Source organism: Lutibacter profundi, from assembly GCF_001543325.1.
Lineage (GTDB): Bacteria > Bacteroidota > Bacteroidia > Flavobacteriales > Flavobacteriaceae > Lutibacter > Lutibacter profundi.
Genome location: NZ_CP013355.1, coordinates 2,770,241 through 2,793,837, shown reverse-complemented (window position 1 = coordinate 2,793,837; position 23,597 = coordinate 2,770,241). Strand labels below are relative to the sequence as shown.

15 protein-coding genes are annotated in these 23,597 nt (G+C 30.7%); 4 read left to right on the top strand and 11 right to left on the bottom strand.

Annotation, left to right across the window (positions count from 1 at the left end; all coding sequences use genetic code 11):
* Nucleotides 1–71: 71 nt before the first annotated feature.
* A complete protein-coding gene (gene gldJ, locus Lupro_RS12285) occupies nt 72–1,778 on the top strand; it encodes a gliding motility lipoprotein GldJ (protein WP_068210837.1) in 1,707 nt (568 codons plus the stop codon).
* Nucleotides 1,779–1,841: 63 nt separating this feature from the next.
* A complete protein-coding gene (locus Lupro_RS12280; RefSeq protein ID WP_068210834.1) occupies nt 1,842–3,104 on the top strand; it encodes a UDP-N-acetylmuramoyl-tripeptide--D-alanyl-D-alanine ligase in 1,263 nt (420 codons plus the stop codon).
* Here Lupro_RS12280 and Lupro_RS12275 read toward each other — a convergent pair.
* From Lupro_RS12275 to Lupro_RS12225, 11 genes are all read right to left on the bottom strand, one after another.
* Complete coding sequence (locus tag Lupro_RS12275) at nt 3,090–3,950, bottom strand: N-acetylglucosamine kinase (RefSeq protein WP_068210831.1); 861 nt, start codon at nt 3,948–3,950, stop codon at nt 3,090–3,092. The two genes, Lupro_RS12280 and Lupro_RS12275, sit on opposite strands and share 15 nt — an antisense overlap.
* Nucleotides 3,951–3,969: 19 nt before the next feature.
* On the bottom strand, nt 3,970–4,971 hold the full coding sequence (gene gap, locus Lupro_RS12270; RefSeq protein WP_068210828.1) for a type I glyceraldehyde-3-phosphate dehydrogenase: 1,002 nt from the start codon (nt 4,969–4,971) through the stop codon (nt 3,970–3,972).
* Nucleotides 4,972–5,001: 30 nt separating this feature from the next.
* Entirely contained in the window at nt 5,002–5,988 is a 987-nt protein-coding gene (gene pfkA, locus Lupro_RS12265) for a 6-phosphofructokinase (RefSeq protein ID WP_068210825.1), read from the bottom strand.
* A 160-nt stretch (nt 5,989–6,148) separates the two neighbouring features.
* The gene (locus Lupro_RS12260; protein WP_068210822.1) at nt 6,149–7,507 is read right to left on the bottom strand and encodes an alpha-amylase family glycosyl hydrolase; all 1,359 of its coding nucleotides are present in this window, start codon (nt 7,505–7,507) and stop codon (nt 6,149–6,151) included.
* An 11-nt stretch (nt 7,508–7,518) separates the two neighbouring features.
* Nucleotides 7,519–9,921: a glycoside hydrolase family 31 protein gene (locus Lupro_RS12255; RefSeq protein WP_068210818.1), complete on the bottom strand. Its 2,403-nt coding sequence runs from the start codon at nt 9,919–9,921 to the stop codon at nt 7,519–7,521.
* Nucleotides 9,922–9,924: 3 nt separating this feature from the next.
* Nucleotides 9,925–10,893, bottom strand: coding sequence for an alpha/beta hydrolase (locus tag Lupro_RS12250; RefSeq protein ID WP_068210815.1), 969 nt, complete (start codon nt 10,891–10,893; stop codon nt 9,925–9,927).
* Between the two features lie 7 nt (nt 10,894–10,900).
* Nucleotides 10,901–12,754, bottom strand: coding sequence for a glycoside hydrolase family 13 protein (locus tag Lupro_RS12245; protein ID WP_068210812.1), 1,854 nt, complete (start codon nt 12,752–12,754; stop codon nt 10,901–10,903).
* 10 nt (nt 12,755–12,764) lie between these two features.
* The gene (locus Lupro_RS12240) at nt 12,765–15,071 is read right to left on the bottom strand and encodes a family 65 glycosyl hydrolase domain-containing protein (RefSeq protein WP_068210809.1); all 2,307 of its coding nucleotides are present in this window, start codon (nt 15,069–15,071) and stop codon (nt 12,765–12,767) included.
* 4 nt (nt 15,072–15,075) lie between these two features.
* Nucleotides 15,076–15,732: a beta-phosphoglucomutase gene (gene pgmB / locus Lupro_RS12235; RefSeq protein WP_068210806.1), complete on the bottom strand. Its 657-nt coding sequence runs from the start codon at nt 15,730–15,732 to the stop codon at nt 15,076–15,078.
* A complete protein-coding gene (locus Lupro_RS12230) occupies nt 15,733–17,097 on the bottom strand; it encodes an MFS transporter (RefSeq protein ID WP_068210803.1) in 1,365 nt (454 codons plus the stop codon).
* Nucleotides 17,098–17,311: 214 nt separating this feature from the next.
* Nucleotides 17,312–18,337, bottom strand: coding sequence for a LacI family DNA-binding transcriptional regulator (locus Lupro_RS12225; protein WP_068210799.1), 1,026 nt, complete (start codon nt 18,335–18,337; stop codon nt 17,312–17,314).
* A 398-nt stretch (nt 18,338–18,735) separates the two neighbouring features.
* Between Lupro_RS12225 and Lupro_RS12220 the strand changes: the two genes are divergently transcribed.
* Both Lupro_RS12220 and Lupro_RS12215 read left to right on the top strand, forming a co-directional pair.
* Complete coding sequence (locus Lupro_RS12220) at nt 18,736–21,693, top strand: SusC/RagA family TonB-linked outer membrane protein (protein WP_068210795.1); 2,958 nt, start codon at nt 18,736–18,738, stop codon at nt 21,691–21,693.
* Nucleotides 21,694–21,704: 11 nt separating this feature from the next.
* A complete protein-coding gene (locus Lupro_RS12215; protein ID WP_068210792.1) occupies nt 21,705–23,591 on the top strand; it encodes a RagB/SusD family nutrient uptake outer membrane protein in 1,887 nt (628 codons plus the stop codon).
* The last annotated feature ends 6 nt before the right edge of the window (nt 23,592–23,597 follow it).

Here is a 23,597-nt window from a genome sequence, read left to right as displayed (position 1 = left end):
TTAAAATTATTTCTTGTGAAAAAATTTATTTAATGTAAATTGCGAGACATTAAAACCCTAATTAAGTAAAAATGACTATAAAAAATTTATTTAATGTAACACGTTTTTTAACATTGGTGTTTGCAACAATATTATTTGCGAGCTGCCACAACAGAACATACGACAACAAATCTTCATTAACTGGCTGGTCATCAAAAGATAAAGCTGCTGGAGGTTTTTCTTCTAACAAAAATTTCAAAGGACAACAAGCTCCTCCAGGAATGGTTTTAATTGAAGGAGGATCTTTTACTATGGGACATGTACAAGATGATGTGTTATTTGATTGGAATACTACCCCTGTAAAGCAACAAGTTCGTTCATTTTACTTAGATGAAACAGAAGTGACAAATTCTGAATATTTATTTTATTTACAATGGATGGAAAAAGTTTTCCCTCCAAATGATTTAAACTATAAAGATATTTATTTATCTGCTGTACCTGATACACTTGTTTGGAGAAATGTTTTAGGTTTTAATGAGCTACTAACTGAAAATTACTTAAGACACCCTGCATACGCAGACTACCCTGTTGTTGGTGTAAGTTGGGTACAGGCAAACCAATATTGCAAATGGAGAACCGATAGAGTTAATGAAAAAATATTAATGGATAAAGGTGTTTTAAATCCCTTATTTAGAAGTGATTCACTTGAAGTTATAGGGCAAAACAATTTTAATACTGATACATATCTATCTAACCCTAATTTACTTTTTAATGGAGACTCTACTATTTACAGAAAAGGGTTACCTTCAAATGCAAAAAGAAAAAAAGGAGCACCTAAACCTTCAAGAGGTTCATTTACAGGAAGACATGTGAAAATATCTGACGGTATTTTAACTTCTAAATTTAGATTACCTACAGAAGCTGAATGGGAATATGCAGCAAAAGCTATTGTAGAAAACAGAGAGTACAACAACATTAGAGGTAGAAAAAAATATGCTTGGAATGGAAAATATACTCGAAATAAGTCTAAAAAGTTTAGAGGTGATCAATTAGCTAACTTTAAACAAGGCAAAGGTGATTATAGTGGTATTCCTGGATGGAGTAGTGACGGAGCTGATATTACAATTCAGGTAAGATCTTATAACCCAAATGCTTTTGGCCTTTATGATATGTCTGGAAATGTAGCTGAATGGGTTGCCGATGTTTACAGACCTATAATAGATAATGATGCCAATGATTTTAACTATTTCAGAGGTAATATTTTTACTAAAAAAATGATTGATGCAGATGGTAGAGTTGTTATGGTAGATGATGCTTCAGTTGAATATGACACATTAGATAACGGAAAAATAGTTCCAAAGGCCTTACCTGGAAGCATAAAATACATTCCTGTTTCTAAGCGTGACGCTTATATGAGAAATAATTATGATAAAGCCTACAATGTAGATGCAAGAGATGGTGATTTAGCTTCAACAAAACTTTATGATAAAGATGAAGATGAGTTAGAGACAAAGCCACGCATGTATAATTCACCTGTTAAACCTAGAGTTATTGGGGAGAGTGGTTTTATACAACAACAATATGACACTAAAAAAAGAAACACGTTAATTAGTGACAAATCACGTGTTTACAAAGGAGGCTCTTGGAGAGATAGAGAATATTGGTTAGATCCTTCTCAACGAAGATATTTACCAGAATATATGGCTACAAATTATATTGGTTTCAGATGTGCTACAGATAGATTGGGTCCTATGACATATAAAAGAAGAAAACCAACTACAACAAAAATTAGATATTAAAAATATTTAAAATAAAATATAAACCTCACTGTAAATTCAGTGAGGTTTTTTTATATTTAGACAATGAATATAGAACAATTATATAGCTTATATACTGAAAATTACAAAGTAGATACTGATACTCGAAAAATTCGAAAAGGAAGTTTATTTTTTGCTTTAAAAGGCGAAAACTTTAATGGAAATAAATTTGTTAATGAAGCTCTAAAAAATGGTGCCCGTTATGTAATTATTGATGAAGAAAAATATCAGAAATCTCAAAATACCATTCTAGTAAAAAACGTATTGATTACACTTCAAAATTTAGCTAATTTTCATAGAAAACAATTAAATATTCCAATAATTTCTTTAACTGGCAGCAATGGAAAAACCACAACCAAAGAACTAGTAAAGGCTGTATTGAGTAAAAAATACAAAACAATAGCCACAGAAGGTAATCTAAACAACCATATTGGAGTACCTCTAACTCTTCTGTCTATGCTTCCAAATACTGATATAGGTATTGTTGAAATGGGTGCAAACCATTTAAATGAAATAGATTTTTTATGCCAAATTGCACAACCTAATTTTGGTTATATCACAAATTTTGGAAAAGCACATTTAGAAGGTTTTGGTAGTGTAGAAGGGGTAATTAAAGGTAAATCTGAACTTTATAATTTTATAAAAAAAACACAAGGATTTGCTTTTGTAAATAAGGATGATGAAATTCAAATGAAACAATCAATTGGAGTTAACTCAATTTATTTTGACAAGAATCTTATAAAATACGTAGAATCGAATCCTTTCGTAAAAACTCAATTTAAAAATACAGAAATAAAAAGTAATTTGATAGGGAAATACAATTACCCTAATATTGCTGCTGCAATTGCTATTGGAGATTATTTTAACGTTTCTAAAACAAATATTAAGAGTGCTATTGAAAACTATACACCTACAAACAACCGCTCTCAAATAATAGAAAAAGGAATTCACACAGTTATTTTAGACGCTTATAATGCTAATCCAACTAGTATGTTTGCCGCTCTTGAAAATTTTAATCAATTAAATGGCTCTCATAAAATTGTTTTTCTAGGTGATATGTTTGAACTGGGTAAAGACAGCAAAATAGAGCACCAAAAGATTGCAGATTTACTAACCAAATACAACTTTTCAAAAGTTTATTTAATAGGGAAAGAGTTTGCAACAACCAAGGTGAAAAATATTTTAGTTTACACAACTTTTGAAGCTTTTAAAACTTCAACTAAAAATTTAAAATTTAATAGCCCTGCTACAATTCTTATCAAAGGTTCTCGTAGAATGGAGTTAGAACGTATTTTAGAGCTTCTCTAACTTTAATTTTTTTCTGTGATAATCTATTAAACCATCTATAGGGCGCCTTACAATATTGCCCAGTTTAATCATATTAAATCTAGCAACATCTTTAATAATATCTTGAGCAAAATAGGCTATTGAGCCTACAAAATGTACAGGAACACTTTCTGACTCTTTGTAAGGCAATATCTTATTCTTAAAAAAATCTTTCATCCCTTTATGCAAAACTTTATTAAAATACACATTGCGTTCATTCTTAAAAATAAATTCTGCAAAATGGGCTAAATAAGTATTTGGATTATCCTTTTTATAAATATTTTTTTTAATTGTGTCTGCATCAATATCAAATTGCTCTTCAAATTGTTTTGCAATATCTACTGGCATCTTATGATAGTAATAATCTCTTATTAACTTTTTCCCAAAATAATTACCACTAGCTTCATCCATTAAAATATATCCTAATGAAGCAATTCTAACATCCACATTTTCCCCATCAAAATAACAACTGTTGGATCCTGTTCCTAGTATACAAACAATTCCAGGCTCTGTAGTTACAGCATACGTTGCCGCATACGTATCTTCTTTAACATCTACTGCTGCATTTATAAAAAATGATTCGAATATTGATTTTAGTTGTGATGTAGGCTTTTCGGTTCCACAACCAGCACCATAAAAATAAACATGGGTAACCTCATCTTTATAGGCTACCAAATCTGTATTTTCTCGAATTCTTTTTGCTAACAATTCCTCATCAAAAACAGCAGGGTTTAACCCTCCAGTTCTTGTTCTAAGCAACTCTTCTCCTGATTTTTTAAGCAAAACCCAATCAGCTTTAGTTGAACCTCCATCAGCTATTAGAATCATTTTTTATGATTTACATTTATTAAATTGAATGAATATAAGTTGCTAAATCAACTAATTTTGTTGAATATCCAAATTCATTATCATACCAGGATACTAATTTAACAAAATTATCATTTAAACCAATACTCGCATTTGCATCAAAAACACTAGTTCTTGGTTCAGACACAAAATCTTGAGAAACTACACCTTCTTCAGTATAGCCTAAAATACCTTTTAATTCATTTTCTGAAGCATCTTTAATTGCTGCTTTTACTTCTTCAAAAGAAGCACTTTTTTCTAACCTTACCGTTAAATCAACTACTGAAACATCAACAGTTGGCACTCTAAATGCCATACCTGTTAGTTTACCATTTAGTTCAGGAATTACTTTACCTACAGCTTTTGCTGCTCCAGTAGATGCAGGAACAATGTTATTTAAAGATGATCGTCCTAATCTATAATCTTTTTTTGATGGACCGTCAACCGTAAACTGAGTTGCTGTTGCTGCATGAACTGTTGTCATTAATCCTTCAACAATACCAAATTTATCATTGATAACTTTAGCTATTGGTGCTAAACAGTTTGTAGTGCAAGAAGCATTAGAAACAATAGTGTCTGTAGCTTTAATCTTAGTATGATTTACTCCCATTACAAACATTGGAGCATCTGCAGATGGTGCTGAAATAGCAACTTTTTTAGCTCCTGCTGTAATATGTTTTTGAGCTCCTTCTAAATTTGTAAAAATACCGGTACAATCCATTACAACTTCTGCTTCTACTTCATCCCATTTTAAATCTTCTGGATTACGCTCTGCAGTTATTCTAATTTCATTTCCATTAACCACTAAATTTCCATTTTTCACTTCAATAGTTCCGTTAAATTGCCCATGAACTGAATCATATTTTAACAAGTACGCTAAATGTTCTACATCCAATAAATCATTAATTCCAACTATTTGAACGTTTGGTCTATCTACTGCAACTCTGAATGCAATTCTTCCAATTCTACCAAAGCCGTTAATTCCTATTTTTACTGTTGCCATTATTTATATTTTTATTATTATCATTCTATATTATACTGAAATTATTTCAGCTACTTTTAATAATTCTTTATTAATATCATTATTCATTTTTATGGCTTTATCTAAATGCACTTTAGATATTTTTTTGTTCGTAAAACCAACCATAATGCCTGTTGACTTATCTAACAGTTCTTCCACTGCTGCAACTCCTAATCTACTTGCTAATACTCTATCAAAGCAACTTGGAGAACCTCCACGTTGCATATGTCCTAAAACGGATACTCTAATATCATAATCTGGAAAATTTTCATTTATATAATCAGCCAATTCAAAAACATTTTTACCTATTTTATCTCCTTCTGAAACAACAACAATACTTGATGTTTTTCCTCTTTCCCTACTTTTATTTAAAGATTCAACCAACCTATCTAGACCTAAGTTTTTTTCTGGAATTAAAATTTCTTCTGCTCCTGCTCCAATACCAGTGTTTAATGCAATAAAACCGGCATCTCTTCCCATAACTTCAATAAAAAACAATCTATTATGAGAACTTGCCGTATCTCTAATTTTATCAATTACTTCAACAACAGTGTTTAAAGCGGTGTCATACCCAATTGTATTATCAGTTCCATAAATATCATTATCTATTGTACACGGAATTCCAACAAGAGGAAAATTAAACTCTTTAATAAACTTTAAACCACCTGTAAAAGTTCCATCTCCTCCAATAACTACAATTGCTCCAACACCAGCTTTTTTTAAATTTTTATAGGCTTTTTCTCTTCCTTCTTTCGTTTTAAATTCTAATGAACGAGCAGTCTTTAGTATTGTTCCTCCTTTATTTATAATATTACTAACGTGTCTTGCCGAAAGTGATTCAAAATCACCTTCTATTAAACCTTGATATCCTCTATAAACTCCAATGCATTCAATTCTATAATATGTACAGGCTCTAACTACAGCTCTAATAGCTGCATTCATGCCCGGAGCATCTCCTCCAGATGTTAAAACTGCAATCTTTTTTATTGGTTCATTCATCTATAAAAATATAAGTTCAAAATTACTTTTAAATGGCTTTTTTTCCTACTAAAATAGCCTTTATTCACTAAAACGATTTCGTAATAAATACTTAAAAAGGAGTTTTATTCAAAACCCCTTTTTAACAAAATAACAAGCTTATTACCAGTTACTTAAATTGCTATTTATTTAATAGTATTTTATATTCCCAAGGTTTAAACATCAACTTTTGGTTCTTGTTTATAGTTGTTTTTTCTTGAGTTAAGTAGTCTAAAAATTCACCGAATAAATCGGTTGTAAATGTTACATCTTTATCCGACAAGTTTGCAATAAATATTAATTTTTCTCCTTCTTTTTCTCTTTTAAAAATTAAAACCTGATTGTTGTTTGAAGAATTTATTTTGGTATATGAAGCAGCTTTTTTACCTCCATTTAGCGCTTTATTCGTGTTTTTTAACTTTCCTAATTTTTCTAACAATGGCCAAACTTTACCTTTGTTTTTTTGAATAGTATCTTTATCAAAAAAACGAAGTCGCTTGTCAATATCATATTCTTGACCGCTATAAATTAATGGCATTCCTGGTGCACAGTACGACAATGCTAACATTACTTCAGAAGCGTCTCCCATACGTTCTTTTACGGTTCCATTCCACGAATTCTCATCATGATTGGTCACGAAATTCATTAAAATATCATCTTTTTGGTATAGTGTATCTACTTGTTTCATCCTATTATCCCAAGCTTTAACTGTCTCTTTTCCTTGAGCAATTTTATTAAATATATGGTGTGTATCCCAACCATAATCCATATCAAAAGCATTAACTAAAAGGTTAGGCTCCCAAGCTTCAGCAAGCATAAATACAGGCTTTGTTTGCTTTAATTTTTTAACAGCATCTTCCCAGAAATCAACAGGGACTTGGGCTGCTACATCACACCTAAAGCCATCAATATCAGCATTTTTTAACCAATATTGCATTTCACTTATCATTTCTTTTCTAAGGTTTGGATTTGAATAATCTAGTTTTGCTACATCCGTCCAATCAAAAGGAGCTACAGGACTTCCTTTATCATCTCTAACATAAAAATCTGGATGTTCTGTTAACCAGTGATGGTCTCTACCTGTATGGTTTGCTACCCAATCTAAAATTACAAACATGCCATTTTCATGAGCTGTATCAACCAATTTTTTTAAATCTTCTAAATTTCCATATTCAGGATTCACCTTCGTATAATCTTGAATTGCATAATAGCTACCAAGCGGTCCTTTTCTGTCTTTTTTTGAAATTGGAGAAATGGGCATTAACCAAATTATTTTGACTCCCAACTGCTTTAATTGAGGAATGTCTTTAGTAAATGCGTTAAAAGTTCCTTCAGGTGAATATTGTCGAATGTTAGCTTCGTAAATTACAGCGGTTTCTAAATCTGAATCTGTAATTGTATGTACACTTTGTTTGTTTTCACTTGTTTCTTTTTTGTTTTGCCCTTTTGTATTACAAGAAACAATGCTGATAAGGATTATTAGTACTATTAATTTTTTCATGATATTTATATTTACTTACTTAATTTTATGGTAACCTGTTTTTCTTTAATATTAATGTTTGGAATAACTATTTTTAAAATATGTTTTTCTGAATCCCAATGGTATTGATAACCTTTAACTTTTTTAGGTTTTTTAAAAAAGTTATGAATTATTAAATTGATAGATTTAGTTGATGTTTTATAATTTTCCCCAGCTTCTGGGTCAATTTCAATAGTCAATCTGTTTTTTTTGTATGTACTTTCAAAATTTAAAATTTCATAATTCTCTTTTTCAAAAGCTTGTGGAGTTTTGCCATCATCATTGTATAACGTTCCTTTACTTTTTTTAACGGACTCGTCAAAATAGAAGTTTAAATTAAACAATTTTAAGCTATACTTTGTGGTGTTTTGAATCGTTTTTATGGTTGGAACAAAAGCTCCTCCTCTTACATAAGTTGGAATGTAATTTTTGTGTAAAACTACATTTTTAGTTTGTCCTCCCATTACTTTTTCATCCGTATAAAAATCGAACCAATTGGAGTTTGCTGGAAAATAAACTTCTTGACTATTAATTTCAGGTTTTAAAACCGGACTTACTAAAAAACTATTCCCCCACAAATATGACTTATCGTACGTTAAAAGATTAGTAGTAGTAGTAGTAGTAGTAGTAGTAGTATCCTCAAAAAAGATAGGCTTCATTAACGGAGTACCGTATACATGATTTTCAAATGCTAATGTATAATTATATGGAAGTAAACGGTACCGTAACTCTATAGCTTTTTTAGCTAACTCTTTAGTTTTAGATGTTCTAAAAACAGGTTCTGATGGAACTTCTTCTTGCGCATGAGGTCTGAAAATTGGTTGAAAAACGCCATATTGTAACCATCTCGTATAAAGTTCATCATCTAAATTTGCACCTGCAAACCCTCCTAAATCAGAATGTGCAAAAGCCAACCCTTGCATTCCCATTTGTAAAGCAATTTCTGGTTGAGATTGGAACCCGCCCCAAGTTCTATTAACATCCCCTGACCATGGAATAAGTCCGTAACGTTGTGAACCCGCATAACCAGCACGCATTAAAATAAATGGCCGCTGATTTGGAAAATCTTTCTGATAACCTTCATATACTAATTTAGCCCAATTATGTCCATAAATATTATGTACCTCATCGGCTGTTCCATTCACATGTATTAAATTGGATGGATGTACTTCTGGCTCTCCCAAATCTCCCCACCAACCAGCTACACCATAATTTTTAGTGTAATTTTTATAAATATTCCAGAACCATTTTTGTGCAGATGGTTTAAAAATATCTATTAAACCTGTATGTCCAAAATAAAAATCAAAGGTGTATGGTTTACCTTCTTTCGTTTTTCCTAAAATATCAATATCTACTGCCTCTTTCCATCGGTTTGATGTGGTTAAAATAAAAGGCTCTGTAACTAAAATAGTTTTAATACCTTTTTTATTTAAATTGGCAATCATTTTTTTAGGATTTGGAAATGAATCTTTATAAAATTCAAGGTTTCCCAAAGTTCCTTTTATGGTTTTCCCAAACCAATATAAATCAATAATTACTGCGTCCACAGGGATTTTATCATCAATAAATTTTTGAACAGTAGTTTCAACTTCTTTTTGGGAATGATACCCAAACCTACTTGCAAAATTACCCAAAGCCCAACGAGGAATTAAAGGTTGTTTACCGGTTAAAGTAACATATTGGCTCACCAAATCAGTCCACCTATCACTTGCAATTATTTGATATGTTTTTCTTCCATTAATGGTTTCGTATTGTAATGAATTATCTTTTTTACTATCTAAATCTAGATATCCTATAGGCGCATTATCAAATAAAATTGCATACTTTTTGGAGGAAAAAACTAGTGGTATTGAATAATTCATCAACTCCAAATGCGTTTCATAACCGTAATGAGCTCTGTTATACAATTGCAATTTATAACCTCTCCTGTTCATTCCCAAAGCACGTTCCCCTGCTCCATATAAAACTTCAGTAGCATTTAAGTTAAAATCAATTATTTCATATTTATCTGTTTTTTTATATCCTTTTCGTTCAGAAATTAAAAAATTGTTTTTGTAATAATAGCTAATCTGAAAAGGGTTTTTGGTGATAATTATTTTGATTCCTTTAGTTGAAATAGTAATATTTTGATTGGTTACTGTAATTTTAAATGGAATATTTTTAGGTTTTAATACTACCGCTTCAGAATGTGGATTGTAGGTTTCGTTTGTTGGAATAAATGAAGTTTCAATTATGTGGTTAGAATAAGGCTGTATTCTATACCATCCATCATTTGTTTGTATTTTTACAAAAGATTTATTTGAAGAAATATTCACAAACTTTCTACCTGTATTTTGAGTAAAAACTACAGTTGAAATACTTACAAAAAGATATAAGAAGATATTTTTAAGCTTCATAATTTATTTTTTTAAAAGAAATTCAACAGGGATTTGAAAACGTTGATTCCAGGAATTTTCTGAATGATCCAATCCTTCAAATTTTAAATTTTTTGAATTTAATTCATTGTAACCTTTCGTTTTTAAAATCTCATCTACTCTGTGTTGATACGGTAAGTAAAATTTATCCAACGTTTTTGTACCATAATCAAAATATATTTTGTGATTATTTGAAGAAGGTAAATTTTGTTCTAAATAAGTAAAAAAAGAATTTGGCACTGGGCTATTTCCTTGCGGTTTAAAACCAATCCAATGTGTGGACAAACAAGCCGCTCCTCCAAAAATATTTGGATATTCACATAAAGCATACCACGAAATTAAGCCTCCCATACTAGAGCCAGCAATAAAGGTATTTTCTTTTGTAGTAAAGGTTGAATAATGTGAATCAATATAAGGTTTTACTTCTTTAACAATAAACTTTAAATAATTGTCAGATTGTAAAACTTTAAAATCCGATACATATTGCTTTTCAGTAATTTTAAAAATAGAATCTTTAAATTTTTTGGGCAAAAACTCAAAAGCCTTTTTAGGATAATAATCTGTATGACGATTTTTTGGGCGATTCCAAACACCCACAACAATAGTGTTTTTTATTTTTTTTTCAGCTAACAACTTACCAACAATTTCATCCACTTTCCATTCTTGATGATTCCACGTTTTAGTACTGTCAAATAACATTTGACCATCATGCATATACAATACAGCATATTTATTTTTAGAAGAATAATTATTTGGTAGCCAAATATCTACATTTCTTGGTTGTACAAATTTTGATGGAAAATTAACTACTCGTTCTAATTTACCTGAAGATAACACTGCCTTAACAGCAATCACTTTAATACCTTCATTTGTTGGTTTTTTTGTTTTATTATTTTTACAATTATAAAAAACAACACTAATTAGTATCAATAAAAATATTTTTATGAATTTCATATAAACGCTAGTTTAATTCAATAACTAAGGCTGTTTTTCCTTGAACGGATATCTCTTTTTGGGTTAAATCAAATTTAGTATTGGTTAAAATATCTATTCCGGAAGTGTATTTTTTTAAGTTTTCAGCAAATCTCTTTAATGGTATTATTTGCTCTTTAGGGTTGTTATTGATAACCACCATTACAGATTTTTTTTCATTATATCTAAAATAGATATATACATTATTTTCAGGAATATAGTGTGTTGTTTTTCCGGTTTGAATTACCTTAGAATTTTTACGCCAGTTTAGTAGCTTACTGGTAAAATTAAAATATTCTTGTTGCTTTTTTGTTCTTCCTGAGTTAATAAATGCATTATTGCTATCGTTTTCCCAACCACCAGGAAAATCTTTACGGATATCACCATCTCCATTATTTTTATTCCCTCTCATACCTATTTCACTTCCGTAATACAATTGAGGAATACCACGCACAGTTGAGATTAGTGTTAGTGCCAATTTATATTTATGAATATCACCATTAAAAATTTCATTAATCCGCTGGGTGTCATGATTATCTACAAAAACCAACAAGTTATTACTATTCGAATATAAGTAATCGTTAGCAAAATTATTATAAGCTTTAATCATTCCGTCATTCCAACTTGCATTATCTTCATTAAACATTGCTGTAAGTGCATCGTGCAACGTAAAGTCCATAACACTTGGCAAATAAGAATTATAACTTTCAATAGCTCCTATTTTACTATCTTTTTGCCAATACGAAATAGCGGCCTGATTATGCATCCAAACTTCTCCAACAATATTAAAATTAGGATATTCATCCATAATTGCTTTTGTCCATTTTGAAATTCCTTCTTTGTCATTATAGGAATAAGTATCTACTCTAAGTCCGTCTAAATTGGCATATTCAATCCACCAAATAGCATTTTGAATTAAATAATTTAAAACTAAAGGATTGTTTTGGTTTAAATCTGGCATAGTAGTATCAAACCATCCATTCATACACAATTTAGTATCAATTTTAGAAGCATAAGGATCATATTGAGTAGTCATTCTATAATTTGAACGTTGAAAATTAGGAAACTGATGAATCCAATCTCTAGTTGGTAAATCTTTAATTATCCAGTTAGCACTTCCCCAATGGTTTGTAACATAATCCATAATTAATTTCAAGCCTTTTTCATGTGCTTTTTCAGCTAAATTTTTATATAATTTATTAGTTCCATATCGAGGGTCTATTTTATAAGGATTGGAAATTGCATAACCGTGATACGAATAGGTTGATTGATTGTCTTCTAATAAAGGTGTACTCCAAATAGCGGTAGCACCTAATTGTTTAATATAATCTAAATGATTAATAATTCCTTGGATATCACCTCCATGACGACCTCCTTTTAAGCTTCTATTCCCTTTTTCTATAACTTCACTTGAAGAATCATTTGTAACATCACCATTAGCAAACCGGTCGGGCATTAATAAATAAACCACATCAGAGCTATCAAAACCTGTTCTGAATTTTGAATTTGAACTTCGTTGTTTTAATTCATAATTTACTGAAAAATTATTTTTTTTTCCTTTTTTAGTAAAATTTATTTTAAACGTTCCTACCTGTGCTTTTGATACATCTAAATCTAAAAATAAATAACGGTTGTTTTCCGTTTTTTTAACCCCTGTAATTAGAATATCTTCATTTTCAACTGAAGGAGTAAAACTAGCAATATTATCTCCATAAATTAACAATTCAAGTTGATTATAGTTCATGTCTGCCCACCAAAATGGGGGTTCTATTTTTTTAATTTTTTGAGCTTTAATAGAAAAATTAATAATTATTAATGCTAAAAAAAGACTAATTTTTTTCATATAAATGCTTTTAAACTGTTACCAAATTATTGGGTGTAACAATAATTGTTTTATTATTTACTTTAATTTGTAATTCATGTGTCCCTTCAAGTTCAAAAATAGTTTTGGCTTGATTTACTTTTATTTTTAGAATTTGATTTCTAAAGTTAATTGTAAATGAATAAGATTTCCACTGTTTAGGAATTTGAGGGTTGAATACTAATTTTCCATCTTCAGAAACTCTCATACCTCCAAAACCTTGAACAATTGACATCCAAGTACCTGCCATACTAGTGATATGGCAACCTTCATCTACTTCATGATTGTAATCATCTAAATCTAACCGAGCAGTCCTCACATATTGTTCGTATGCTTTTGGCATTCTATCAATTGAAGCTGCCAAGATAGAATGTACACAAGGAGAAAGTGAAGATTCATGAACCGTTAATGGCTCATAAAAATCAAAATGGCGTTCTAATTCTTGTTTTGTAAATTTATCTTCAAAAAAGAACATTCCTTGTAAAACATCGGCCTGTTTAATATAGCATGAACGTAAAATACGATCCCATGACCATTTTTGGTTTATTGGACGTTCTTTTTTTGATAATTCTGCCGCTGGAATTAATTCTTTATCTAAAAAGTCATCTTGTTGTAAGTAAACATTATGTTTTTCACTAAAGGGAAAATACATATTATTGGCTACTTGTAACCATTCTTTAGTTTCAGTTTCTGTTAAACTTGCTTTAGCAAATACTCTACTATAATCTTCTGGATATTCGTTTTTAACTTTTTGCAAAGATTCAACAGCATATTCTATACACCATTTTGCCAAATAATTGGTGTAAAAATTATTATTTACATTATTTTCATATTCATTTGGTCCTGTTACTCCTAAAATTACGTATTGGTTTTTTACTGCTGAAAAGTTAGCTCTTTGATACCAAAAACGCGCAACACCAATCATAACTTCTAATCCAAATTTAGGAATATACTCAAAATCATTTGTATAATTTACATAGTTATAAATTCCGTAAATCATGGCTCCATTTCTATGAATTTCTTCAAAAGTAATTTCCCACTCGTTATGGCATTCTTCACCATTCATAGTAACCATTGGGTATAATGCGGCTCCATTTGTAAATCCTAATTTTTGAGCATTTTCTATAGCTTTATCTAACTGATTGTATCTGTATAATAAAAGATTCTTTGCAACTTGGGCATCTTTTGTCCCCATATAAAAAGGAATACAATAAGCTTCAGTATCCCAATAGGTGCTTCCTCCGTATTTTTCTCCTGTAAATCCTTTTGGACCTATATTTAAACGGGCATCAGTCCCCATATAAGTCTGATTTAATTGAAAAATATTAAACCGTATTCCTTGTTGCGCTTTTATATCTCCTTCAATTACTATATCAGCTGTACGCCAAATTGTTGCCCATGATTGCTTTTGAAGGTTCAACAAATCTTCAAACCTTAATTCACTTGCTGTTTGAACATTTTGAAACGAGGCTTCAATTAATTCATTATTTTTATAGTTAAGAGAACTCACATAGCTTCCATATTTATAAATTGTAGCTACATCCCCCTGTGAAACATCGATTTTATAACTATAAGTTAATGATTTTTCTTCTATGTTGGTTTCCTGTAAAACCTCTAACTTTAGATTATTTAATGTAAAAGAAACATTCATTGCTGTTGCTACATGAAATTCTGTTTTCAGAGTTTTAGATAAAATACTTCCTTTATTTTCTCCCTCTACAATCTGCAATGTTTCCCAAAAATACTCATTATAATTTGAATCTTCATTTACGATACCAGCATCAATATAAGGTGAAAAGGTGATTTCTCCTGAGAAATTAACTGCTGTAATACTATATTCTATAGCTCCAACTTCGTTTAATTCAATACTTATTAATCTTTTGGTTTTAACTAGTATTTGTTCTCCTGTTTTTAGTGTTGCTTTAAAAGAGCGACTTAACCAACCTTCTTTCATGTTTAGCTCTCTTCTGAAATTAGCAACTTCACACAAATTTAAGTCTAAATTAGTACCGTTAATTTGTATATGGATGCCTATCCAATTGGGAGCATTTAACACTTTAGCAAAATATTCTGGGTATCCGTTTTTCCACCAACCTACTCTAGTTTTATCAGGGTAATAAACACCTCCAATATAACTTCCTTGTAGTGTTTCGCCTGAATAATCTTCTTCAAAATTGGCTCGTTGCCCCATTGATCCATTCCCAATACTAAACAGACTTTCAGAAGCTTTGACATTTTTTGTGTCAAAAACTTCCTCTACAATTGACCATTCATTTGGAACTATATAATTTTTATTCATTTTTCTAATTGATTAGATTTTTTAAAAAATCTGGAGTAATTTCCGTCATGTCCTTAAAAACATAAGCTGCTTCACTTAATACTTTTTTATCTCCTATTCCAATACTTATCATTTTAGCTGCATTAGCGGCCTGAATTCCTGCTATTGCATCTTCAACTACAATACAATTTTCAGGTTTCATACCTAATTTTTTGGCACCTATTAAAAAAACTTCCGGGTTTGGTTTTGCTTTAGAAACATCGTTACCATCAACAATTGCAGTAAACCTCTTATACAATTCAACTTTTTCCAGGATTAATGGTGCATTTTTGCTAGCTGAACCCAAGGCAAACTTTATATTGTTTGTTTCCAAAAAAGTTAATAGTTGGTTTACTCCCGGAAGAATTTCTTTGGGTGTCATTTTATAAACATATTCTAAATATTCTTTATTTTTTTCGAGTAATAAAGATTGTTTTTTTTCTTCAGATAGCTTAACATTTCCATATTTTAGCAATATTTCAAGCGATTTAACCCTACTAACTCCTTTCAATTGCTCATTTTGTTTTTCAGTAAAATTAAAACCTAATGAATTTGCTAAATTTTTCCAGGCTAAGTAATGATACTTTGCTGTATCAACTATAACACCATCTAAATCGAATATAAAACCTATTTCTTTTTTCATTTATTTAACTATAACTACTTTATCATCAACATCTTTTACTCTTGATACTAACATTGCGGCAATTAAAAATGAGACACCACTTGCTATTAATGCATAAATTGCATCGCCTCCGTATAGGTATTTTACAATTGGCCCACCAATTAAAGCATTTATTATTTGAGGAATTACAATAAAAAAGTTAAAAATACCCATATAAACCCCCATTTTTTTAACTGGAATTGAACCTGCTAAAATTGCATATGGCATAGCCAAAATACTTGCCCAAGCAATTCCTACTCCAACCATAGATAAAATTAACCAATATTGATTTGGCATTATAAATATTGACACCAATCCTAAACCTCCAATAACTAATGAAATTTCATGTGTTCTTTTTCTACCTATTTTTTTAGCAATTGCAGGTAAGAAAAAGGCATATATGGCTGAAACCAAATTATATACACCAAACAAAACTCCTACCCAATCTCCGGCATTTTGATACGCTTCACTACTAGAATCTGATAATGGTAGTCCATAAATATGGTGAGCAATAGCTGGGGTAGAAAAAACCCACATACCAAATAAACCAAACCATGAAAAGAATTGAACAAAACTCAATTGTTTCATAGTCAATGGCATTTTCTTAAAATCAGAAAAAATATCCAAGATACTTGATTTTTCTTCTTCTTTCTCTTCTTCTTCAATATTGCCTTCTTCACTTAATTGCATTTGCGCCATTTCTTCTGGAGAATACTCTTTAGTAGTAACTACTGTAACTATTATGCTTACTAATAGTACAATTGCACCTATTATAAAAGATAATAGCAAGTTTAAAGGTACCTCTCCTGACTGAGCCGTGTTTGCAATACCAAACCAATTAGTTAAAGCATACGGTAACCACGAACCAACAACTGCTCCAATACCAATTAAAATAGTTTGAATACTAAATCCTAAGGTTCTTTGATCTGATGGTAATATATCAGCAACTAATGCTCTAAAAGGTTCCATTGCTATATTAAAAGATGCATCCATTATCATTAGCAGACCTGCACCTACCCATAAAGCAGGTAAAAAAGCTGTAAACATAGCTGCATTTGGCATAAAAATAAGTCCTAAAGAAGCTAAAATTGCTCCTGTTAAAAAATAAGGACGCCTTCTACCTAAACGAGTCCATGTTCTATCACTGTAATATCCAATTATAGGCTGAACAATTAATCCTGTAAGCGGAGCAACTATCCAAAACCATGATAACTCTTCAACATGAGCACCAAAAATTTGTAATATTCTACTTGCATTGGCATTTTGCAAAGCAAAACCCATTTGAATTCCTAAGAATCCGAAACTTAAATTCCAGATTTCCCAGAAACTAAGTTTCCGTTTTTCCATAAATATTTCTATTATAATAAACAAACAGCTTAAAGCAGTACTGCTTTAAATGTTTCGCGTGAAGTGTGAAAAAATAGTATGTTGTAAAATTGTCTTTTACCCGACAAATATAAATAAAAAAAATGAAGTTTAATTTTTTTTGAAAGAAGATTTTAGTTAGAACCCTACAAATCAAGTACTATAACCTTTGAGTTATATAGATTTTTTTTTAACACTAGTTCTCTGATAAAGTAGATTTCCTAATTTTTAAATTTGATGATATTACTACTTTTTGATATTCACTTGGTGCAGTATTTTCAATTCTATTTATTAACAACTCCGCTGCTTGTTTTCCCATTAAATCACCATGTTGCTCAACTGAAGTTAATGCTGGATCTGTAAATTCAGATATTAAACCGCTTGTAAAGCCTATAATAGCAATATCTTTAGGTATAGACAACCCCTTTTCTTTAGCTATTTTTAAGGCAATAGCTGCATAAATTTCATTTACAGCTAAAATTGCATCTGGTGGGTTTTTAACCTGAATAACCTTTTCAATTTGTTTGTATAAATCTTTAGTATCATCAATTTTATAAATCAGATTTTCATCAATAGTTATCCCTCTCGTTTTCAACGCCTTTAAATAGCCTTGCTTTCTTAATGAACCTACCGTAATAAAATCTTGAGTAGTTATTAATGCAATACGTTTTGCTCCAATTTCAATCAAATGGTTTGTTGCCTTAAATGCTCCCCCAATATCATCAATTATTACTTTGTCACATTTTAATTCATCAATTATTCTATCAAATAGTACCAATGGAAAATCATCAGAAATAATAGCATCAAAATGTTTATATCCCTCGTTTTCTTGAGTTTCTCTTGCTATAGAAACAATTAGCCCATCAACACTACCATTTGTTAGTACACTAAAATTTGAAACTTCTTTTTCATAGGATTCGTTAGACAAACAGACCATTACATTGTATCCTTTTTCATTAGCATACTGCTCAATTCCATTGATAACTGTAGAGAAAAAATGATGAACAATTTCAGGAATTATAACACCTATCACTGATGTTTTTTGATTGCGAAGTTGAAGTGCCAAACTATTAGGTTTGTAATTATAATAATCTGCAAAGGCTTTTATCTTTCCCCTTGTTTCTTCACTAATTTCATGACTGTCTTTTAACGCTTTTGAAACCGTTGATATAGATACTCCAAATTCTTTTGCTATTTTTTTTAAAGTAATTCTTGGTTTCATATGTCGTTTTTATTGCTTTTTTTAATTAGAATGAATTCACTTGTAATAGTTTATCTATACAAGAAATTGATATCCGTATATTTTAAATAAACAAGGCCTTACTTTCCCTTGTTACAAAGATAAAATTTATAGTCATATAATATAAAAATAGACTGAAAGATTCATCCGAAACACAATAAAATACTGAAAAATCCATATTTATAAAAAAAAAGTACTCATAAAGTTAATTTACTTTAACGTTTGAGTTGAAAAGTTATGAACACGAAAACGTTTGCGTATTTTTAAAAGTGACAGTAATCATTGTTAAACAAATGTTAACTTCTTAACTTCACACAGTGAAATGTAATGAAAATAGTACAAATTATTTAAAAACTTAATTATTAATTAACTTAAAATAGATGAAAAATTTCAAACTTTTTCTATTGACTGTTATTGTATTTTTACCTATTAGTTTGTTTGCACAACAAACAGTAACCGGTAAAGTAACAGAAAAAGCTACTGGTAGTGAATTACCAGGAGTTGGTATTATTATAAAAGGGACTACAAAGGGAACCTCAACTGATTTTGACGGAAAATATTCCTTAGAAAACGTAAAGAAGGGGGATGTACTTGTATTTTCTTATATTGGGTTTAGTACCCTGGAAATAACTGTAGGAGATAACACTACTATTAATGTAGCGTTAGAGCAAGATACAGAAACATTAAATGAAGTTGTAATTATTGGTTACGGTACAACAACTGTAAAAGATGCCACAGGATCAATTACAACAGTTAAACCAAAAGATTTAAATAGAGGTGTAATTGTATCACCTGATCAAATGTTAACTGGTAAAATTGCTGGTATTCAAGTAATATCGAATGGTGGTGCTCCTGGTAGCGGATCTACAATTAGAATTAGAGGTGGAGCATCATTGAATGCTTCCAATGACCCTTTATTTATTATTGATGGTGTGCCTGTAGATAAAGAGGGTATTTCTGGATTAAGAAATCCTTTAAACACAATTAATCCAAATGATATTGAATCATATACTATTTTGAAAGATGCTTCTGCAACTGCAATTTATGGTTCTAGAGCTTCAAATGGTGTTATTATTATTACAACTAAAAAAGGAACTGCTGATGGGCTTAAAGGAACTTATAGCTCTAACTTTTCTGTAAACGAAAATATAAGTACTGTTGATGTTCTTTCGGTAAATCAATTTAGAGATTATGTAAATGCAAATGGATTACCAAGTGATATTGCCTTATTAGGTAATGCAAATACAAATTGGCAAAATGAAATATTTAGAACAGGATATGGTACAGACCATAATTTAAGTTTAAGAGGTGGTACTGAAAATTTAAGAATTAGAGGATCTATTGGATATACAAGCCAAGAAGGTACATTATTAACTTCCAAACTTGAAAGATCAACATTTTCATTAAGTGTTGCTTCAAAACTATTAGACGATCACTTAAAAATAGATCTAAACACCAAAGTTTCTATGATTAATAACCGGTTTGCTGACACAGGAGCTATTAGCAATGCTATTGCCTTTGACCCAACAAAACCTGTTTACGATAACGCTTCACCATACGGAGGTTATTTTCAATGGCTTCAACCTGATGGAAACCCTGTAGCTGTTGGAGCTCCTAAAAATCCTGTAGCTTTATTAAAACAAAGAAATAATTCTTCAAATGCAACCAGAAGTATTGGAAATATTCAATTTGATTATAAAATGCATTTTTTACCTGAATTAAGAGCTAATCTAAATTTAGGATATGATATATCAAATAGTTACGGAGATGATACTACTTTTAACTCTGCTACAGCAAGTTCAGTTGAACTAGCAAAACTAGGTAACATAACTCATTATGAACAAAGTAAAAAGAATATATTATCAGATTTTTATTTAAATTATGCTAAAGATTTAAAATCAATCAATAGTTCTATTGATGTTATGGCAGGATATTCTTACCAAAACTTTACTAATGAAGGGTTTAATACAAATAATATTCAAGATCCTACTTTAACAGAAACTTTTGATTACTATAACGAATTAAATTTACAATCGTTTTTTGGAAGACTTAAATATGCATTTGCTGATAAATATTTACTAACCTTAACGTATAGAAGAGACGGATCTTCTAGATTTAGCAAAGAAAACAGATGGGCTAACTTCCCTGCTGCAGCTTTAGCTTGGAAAATTTATGAAGAAGATTTCATGAAAAACTCTAAAACGTTTTCTAATTTAAAACTTCGTTTAAGTTGGGGTATCACAGGTCAACAAGATATAGGTAGTTATTACCCAGCAATTGCAACTTATTTGGCTGGTACCAATACAGCTCAATATCAATTTGGCAGTTCATATATCACAACATTTAGAGCTGAACCATTTAATACAACCTTAAAATGGGAAGAAACTGAAACTTATAATGCAGGTTTAGACTTTGGATTATTTGATGATTACTTAACAGGTTCTATTGATGCTTACTTCAGAAGAACAAAAGATTTATTAAACTTTATTCCATTCCCAGGAGGTTCTTCTTTATCAAACGCAGGAGATGCTAATATTGGTAAAATGGAAAATAAAGGTGTTGAACTTATGCTTAATATTAAACCTATTAGAACTGATGATTTAAATTTAAACATAGGCTTAAACTTTACATATGCTGATACTGAAATAACACAATTAACAACTAATGATGGTCCAGATTACGAAGGTGTTCCTGTAGGTATCTTTAGTGGAGGTGTTGGTAATACCGTTCAAATTCACAGTGTTGGTTATGCGCCTAGTGCATTCTTTGTATATCAACAAGTATATGATTCAACTGGAAAACCAATTGAAGGTGTTTATGTTGATAGAAATAACGATGGTGTAATAACTATTGCTGATAAATACAGAAATGAAAAACCCGCAGCTGATTTCACCTTCGGATTTACGACAGACTTAAATTATAAAAAATGGAATTTTAATATGGCCTGGAGAGGTAGCCTAGGAAACTATGCATACAATAATGTTGATTCTAATCTAGGTTTCAATCATCAATTATTAAATGCAGCATTTCCAAATGTGATTTCAAATGGTGTTAAGAATGTTTTAGAAACAGGATTTATAAACGGTGGAGCTGAAAGATATTTATCAGATTACTATATACAAGATGCTTCATTCCTAAAATTAGATAATATTAGCGTAGGCTATAATTTTGGTAATGTATTAAGTGAAGGTTCTAATTTATCAATTATTGGATCAGCCCAAAATATAATTACTATTACTGATTATAAAGGTTTAGATCCTGAAGTAAGTGGAGGTATTGATTATAATATTTACCCTAGACCAAAAATTTATATGCTTGGTGTTAATTTAAACTTTTAATTAAATAAGAAATGAAAAAATATTCTTTTAAAATATTAATGATAGGAATAATAGTAAGTTTATTTACTATGACTTCGTGTCTAAATGATTTAGATACACTTCCTAAAGACAAAGATATTGTATTGGCTGATGAGTTATTTAATGATCCAGCTGCATACAAACAGGTATTAGCTAAATTGTATGCCGGTTTAGCCATTAGTGGTCAACAAGGACCCGCAGGTTTACCTGATATTACAGGTATTGATGAAGGTTTTAGTCAATACTTAAGACAATATTGGTTAGCACAAGAAGTAACAACTGATGAGGCTGTTATTGGTTGGGCTGATGGTAGTTTACCTGATTACCATGAACATGATTGGACATCAAGTAACGAATTTGTTGCGGCCTTATACAATAGAATTATTTATCAAATAACTTCTTGTAATGCATTCCTAAGAGAAACTACTCCTGAAAAATTAAATTCAAGAGGTGTTTCAGGACAACTATTAGCTGATATTCAACTTTATAAAAAAGAAGCTCGTTTTTTACGAGCCTTAAGTTATTATCACGCATTAGATTTATTTGGTAATTTTCCGTTTGTAACAGAAAATGATGAAGTTGGATTTTTCTTTCCAGAACAAAAAAGTAGAGCTGATTTATTTAGTTTTGTAGAAAGTGAATTATTAACCATACAAGATGGTATGGTTGCACCAAAATCTAATGAATACGCTAGAGCTGACCAAGCAGCAGCTTGGACATTATTGGCTAAATTATATTTAAATGCTGAAGTATATACTGGTTCTGCAAGATATAGTGATTGCGTAACTTATTCGTCTAAAGTTATAAATGCAGGTTATAGTTTAGAGCCTTCTTATGAAAATTTATTTTTGGCAGACAACAATACTGCTAGTGGTGTAATTTTCCCTATTGCTTTTGATGGTCTTCGTACACAATCTTATGGCGGAACAACATTTTTAATCCACGCCTCTGTTGGTGGAAGTATGAATCCTGCTGATTTTGGTATCAACGGTGGTTGGGGAGGAAATAGAGCAACCAGCGCTTTGGTAAATGCATTTAATTCTGGAATTGATACAAATGCATCAAACAATGCTATTGGAGCTGCTTCAAACTGGGGATTAGTTGGTTCTGCAACTGCTAATGGTTGGGGAGGACCTGATATGTCTTTACACCAAACAGGGACAGCTAATGTATATGCTGGATTTTTTAACTTATCAGATGGTGAAATAAAATTCAGAAGAGATAATGACTGGGGCTTCAATTTTGGAGACAATGGAGCTGATGGAACTTTAGAAGATGGAGGTTCTAACATTGTAATTGCGGCAGGTTTGTATAAAATTACGTTAGATTTAGGAAACCTAACATATACTATTGAACAAGATCCTAGAGCAATGTTCCATACAGACGGACAAACATTGGAAATTGAATCTATAAGTACTTTTACTGATGGATATGCTGTTACTAAGTTTAAAAATGTTGATAGAAATGGTATGCCAGGATCTGATACTAGCGGTAATTTTACAGATACTGATTTTCCATTATTTAGAATTGCTGATGTATATTTAATGTACGCTGAAGCAACTCTAAGAGGTGGTGGAGGTAGCGAAGCAACTGCTGTTTCTTATATGAATGAATTAAGAGATAGAGCAGGTAACTTTGGTAAAGTAACGTCTATTAATTTAGACTTTATTTTAAATGAAAGAGCTAGAGAATTATTTTGGGAAGGGCACAGAAGAACTGATTTAATTAGATTTGGAAAATTTACTGATGGTAATTATGTATGGCCATGGAAAGGCGGAGTTATGGAAGGTACTTCCACTCCAAGTTATTTAAACCTTTTACCTATACCTGCCACAGACTTAAATGCAAATCCTAATTTAACACAAAATGCTGGGTATTAATATTAA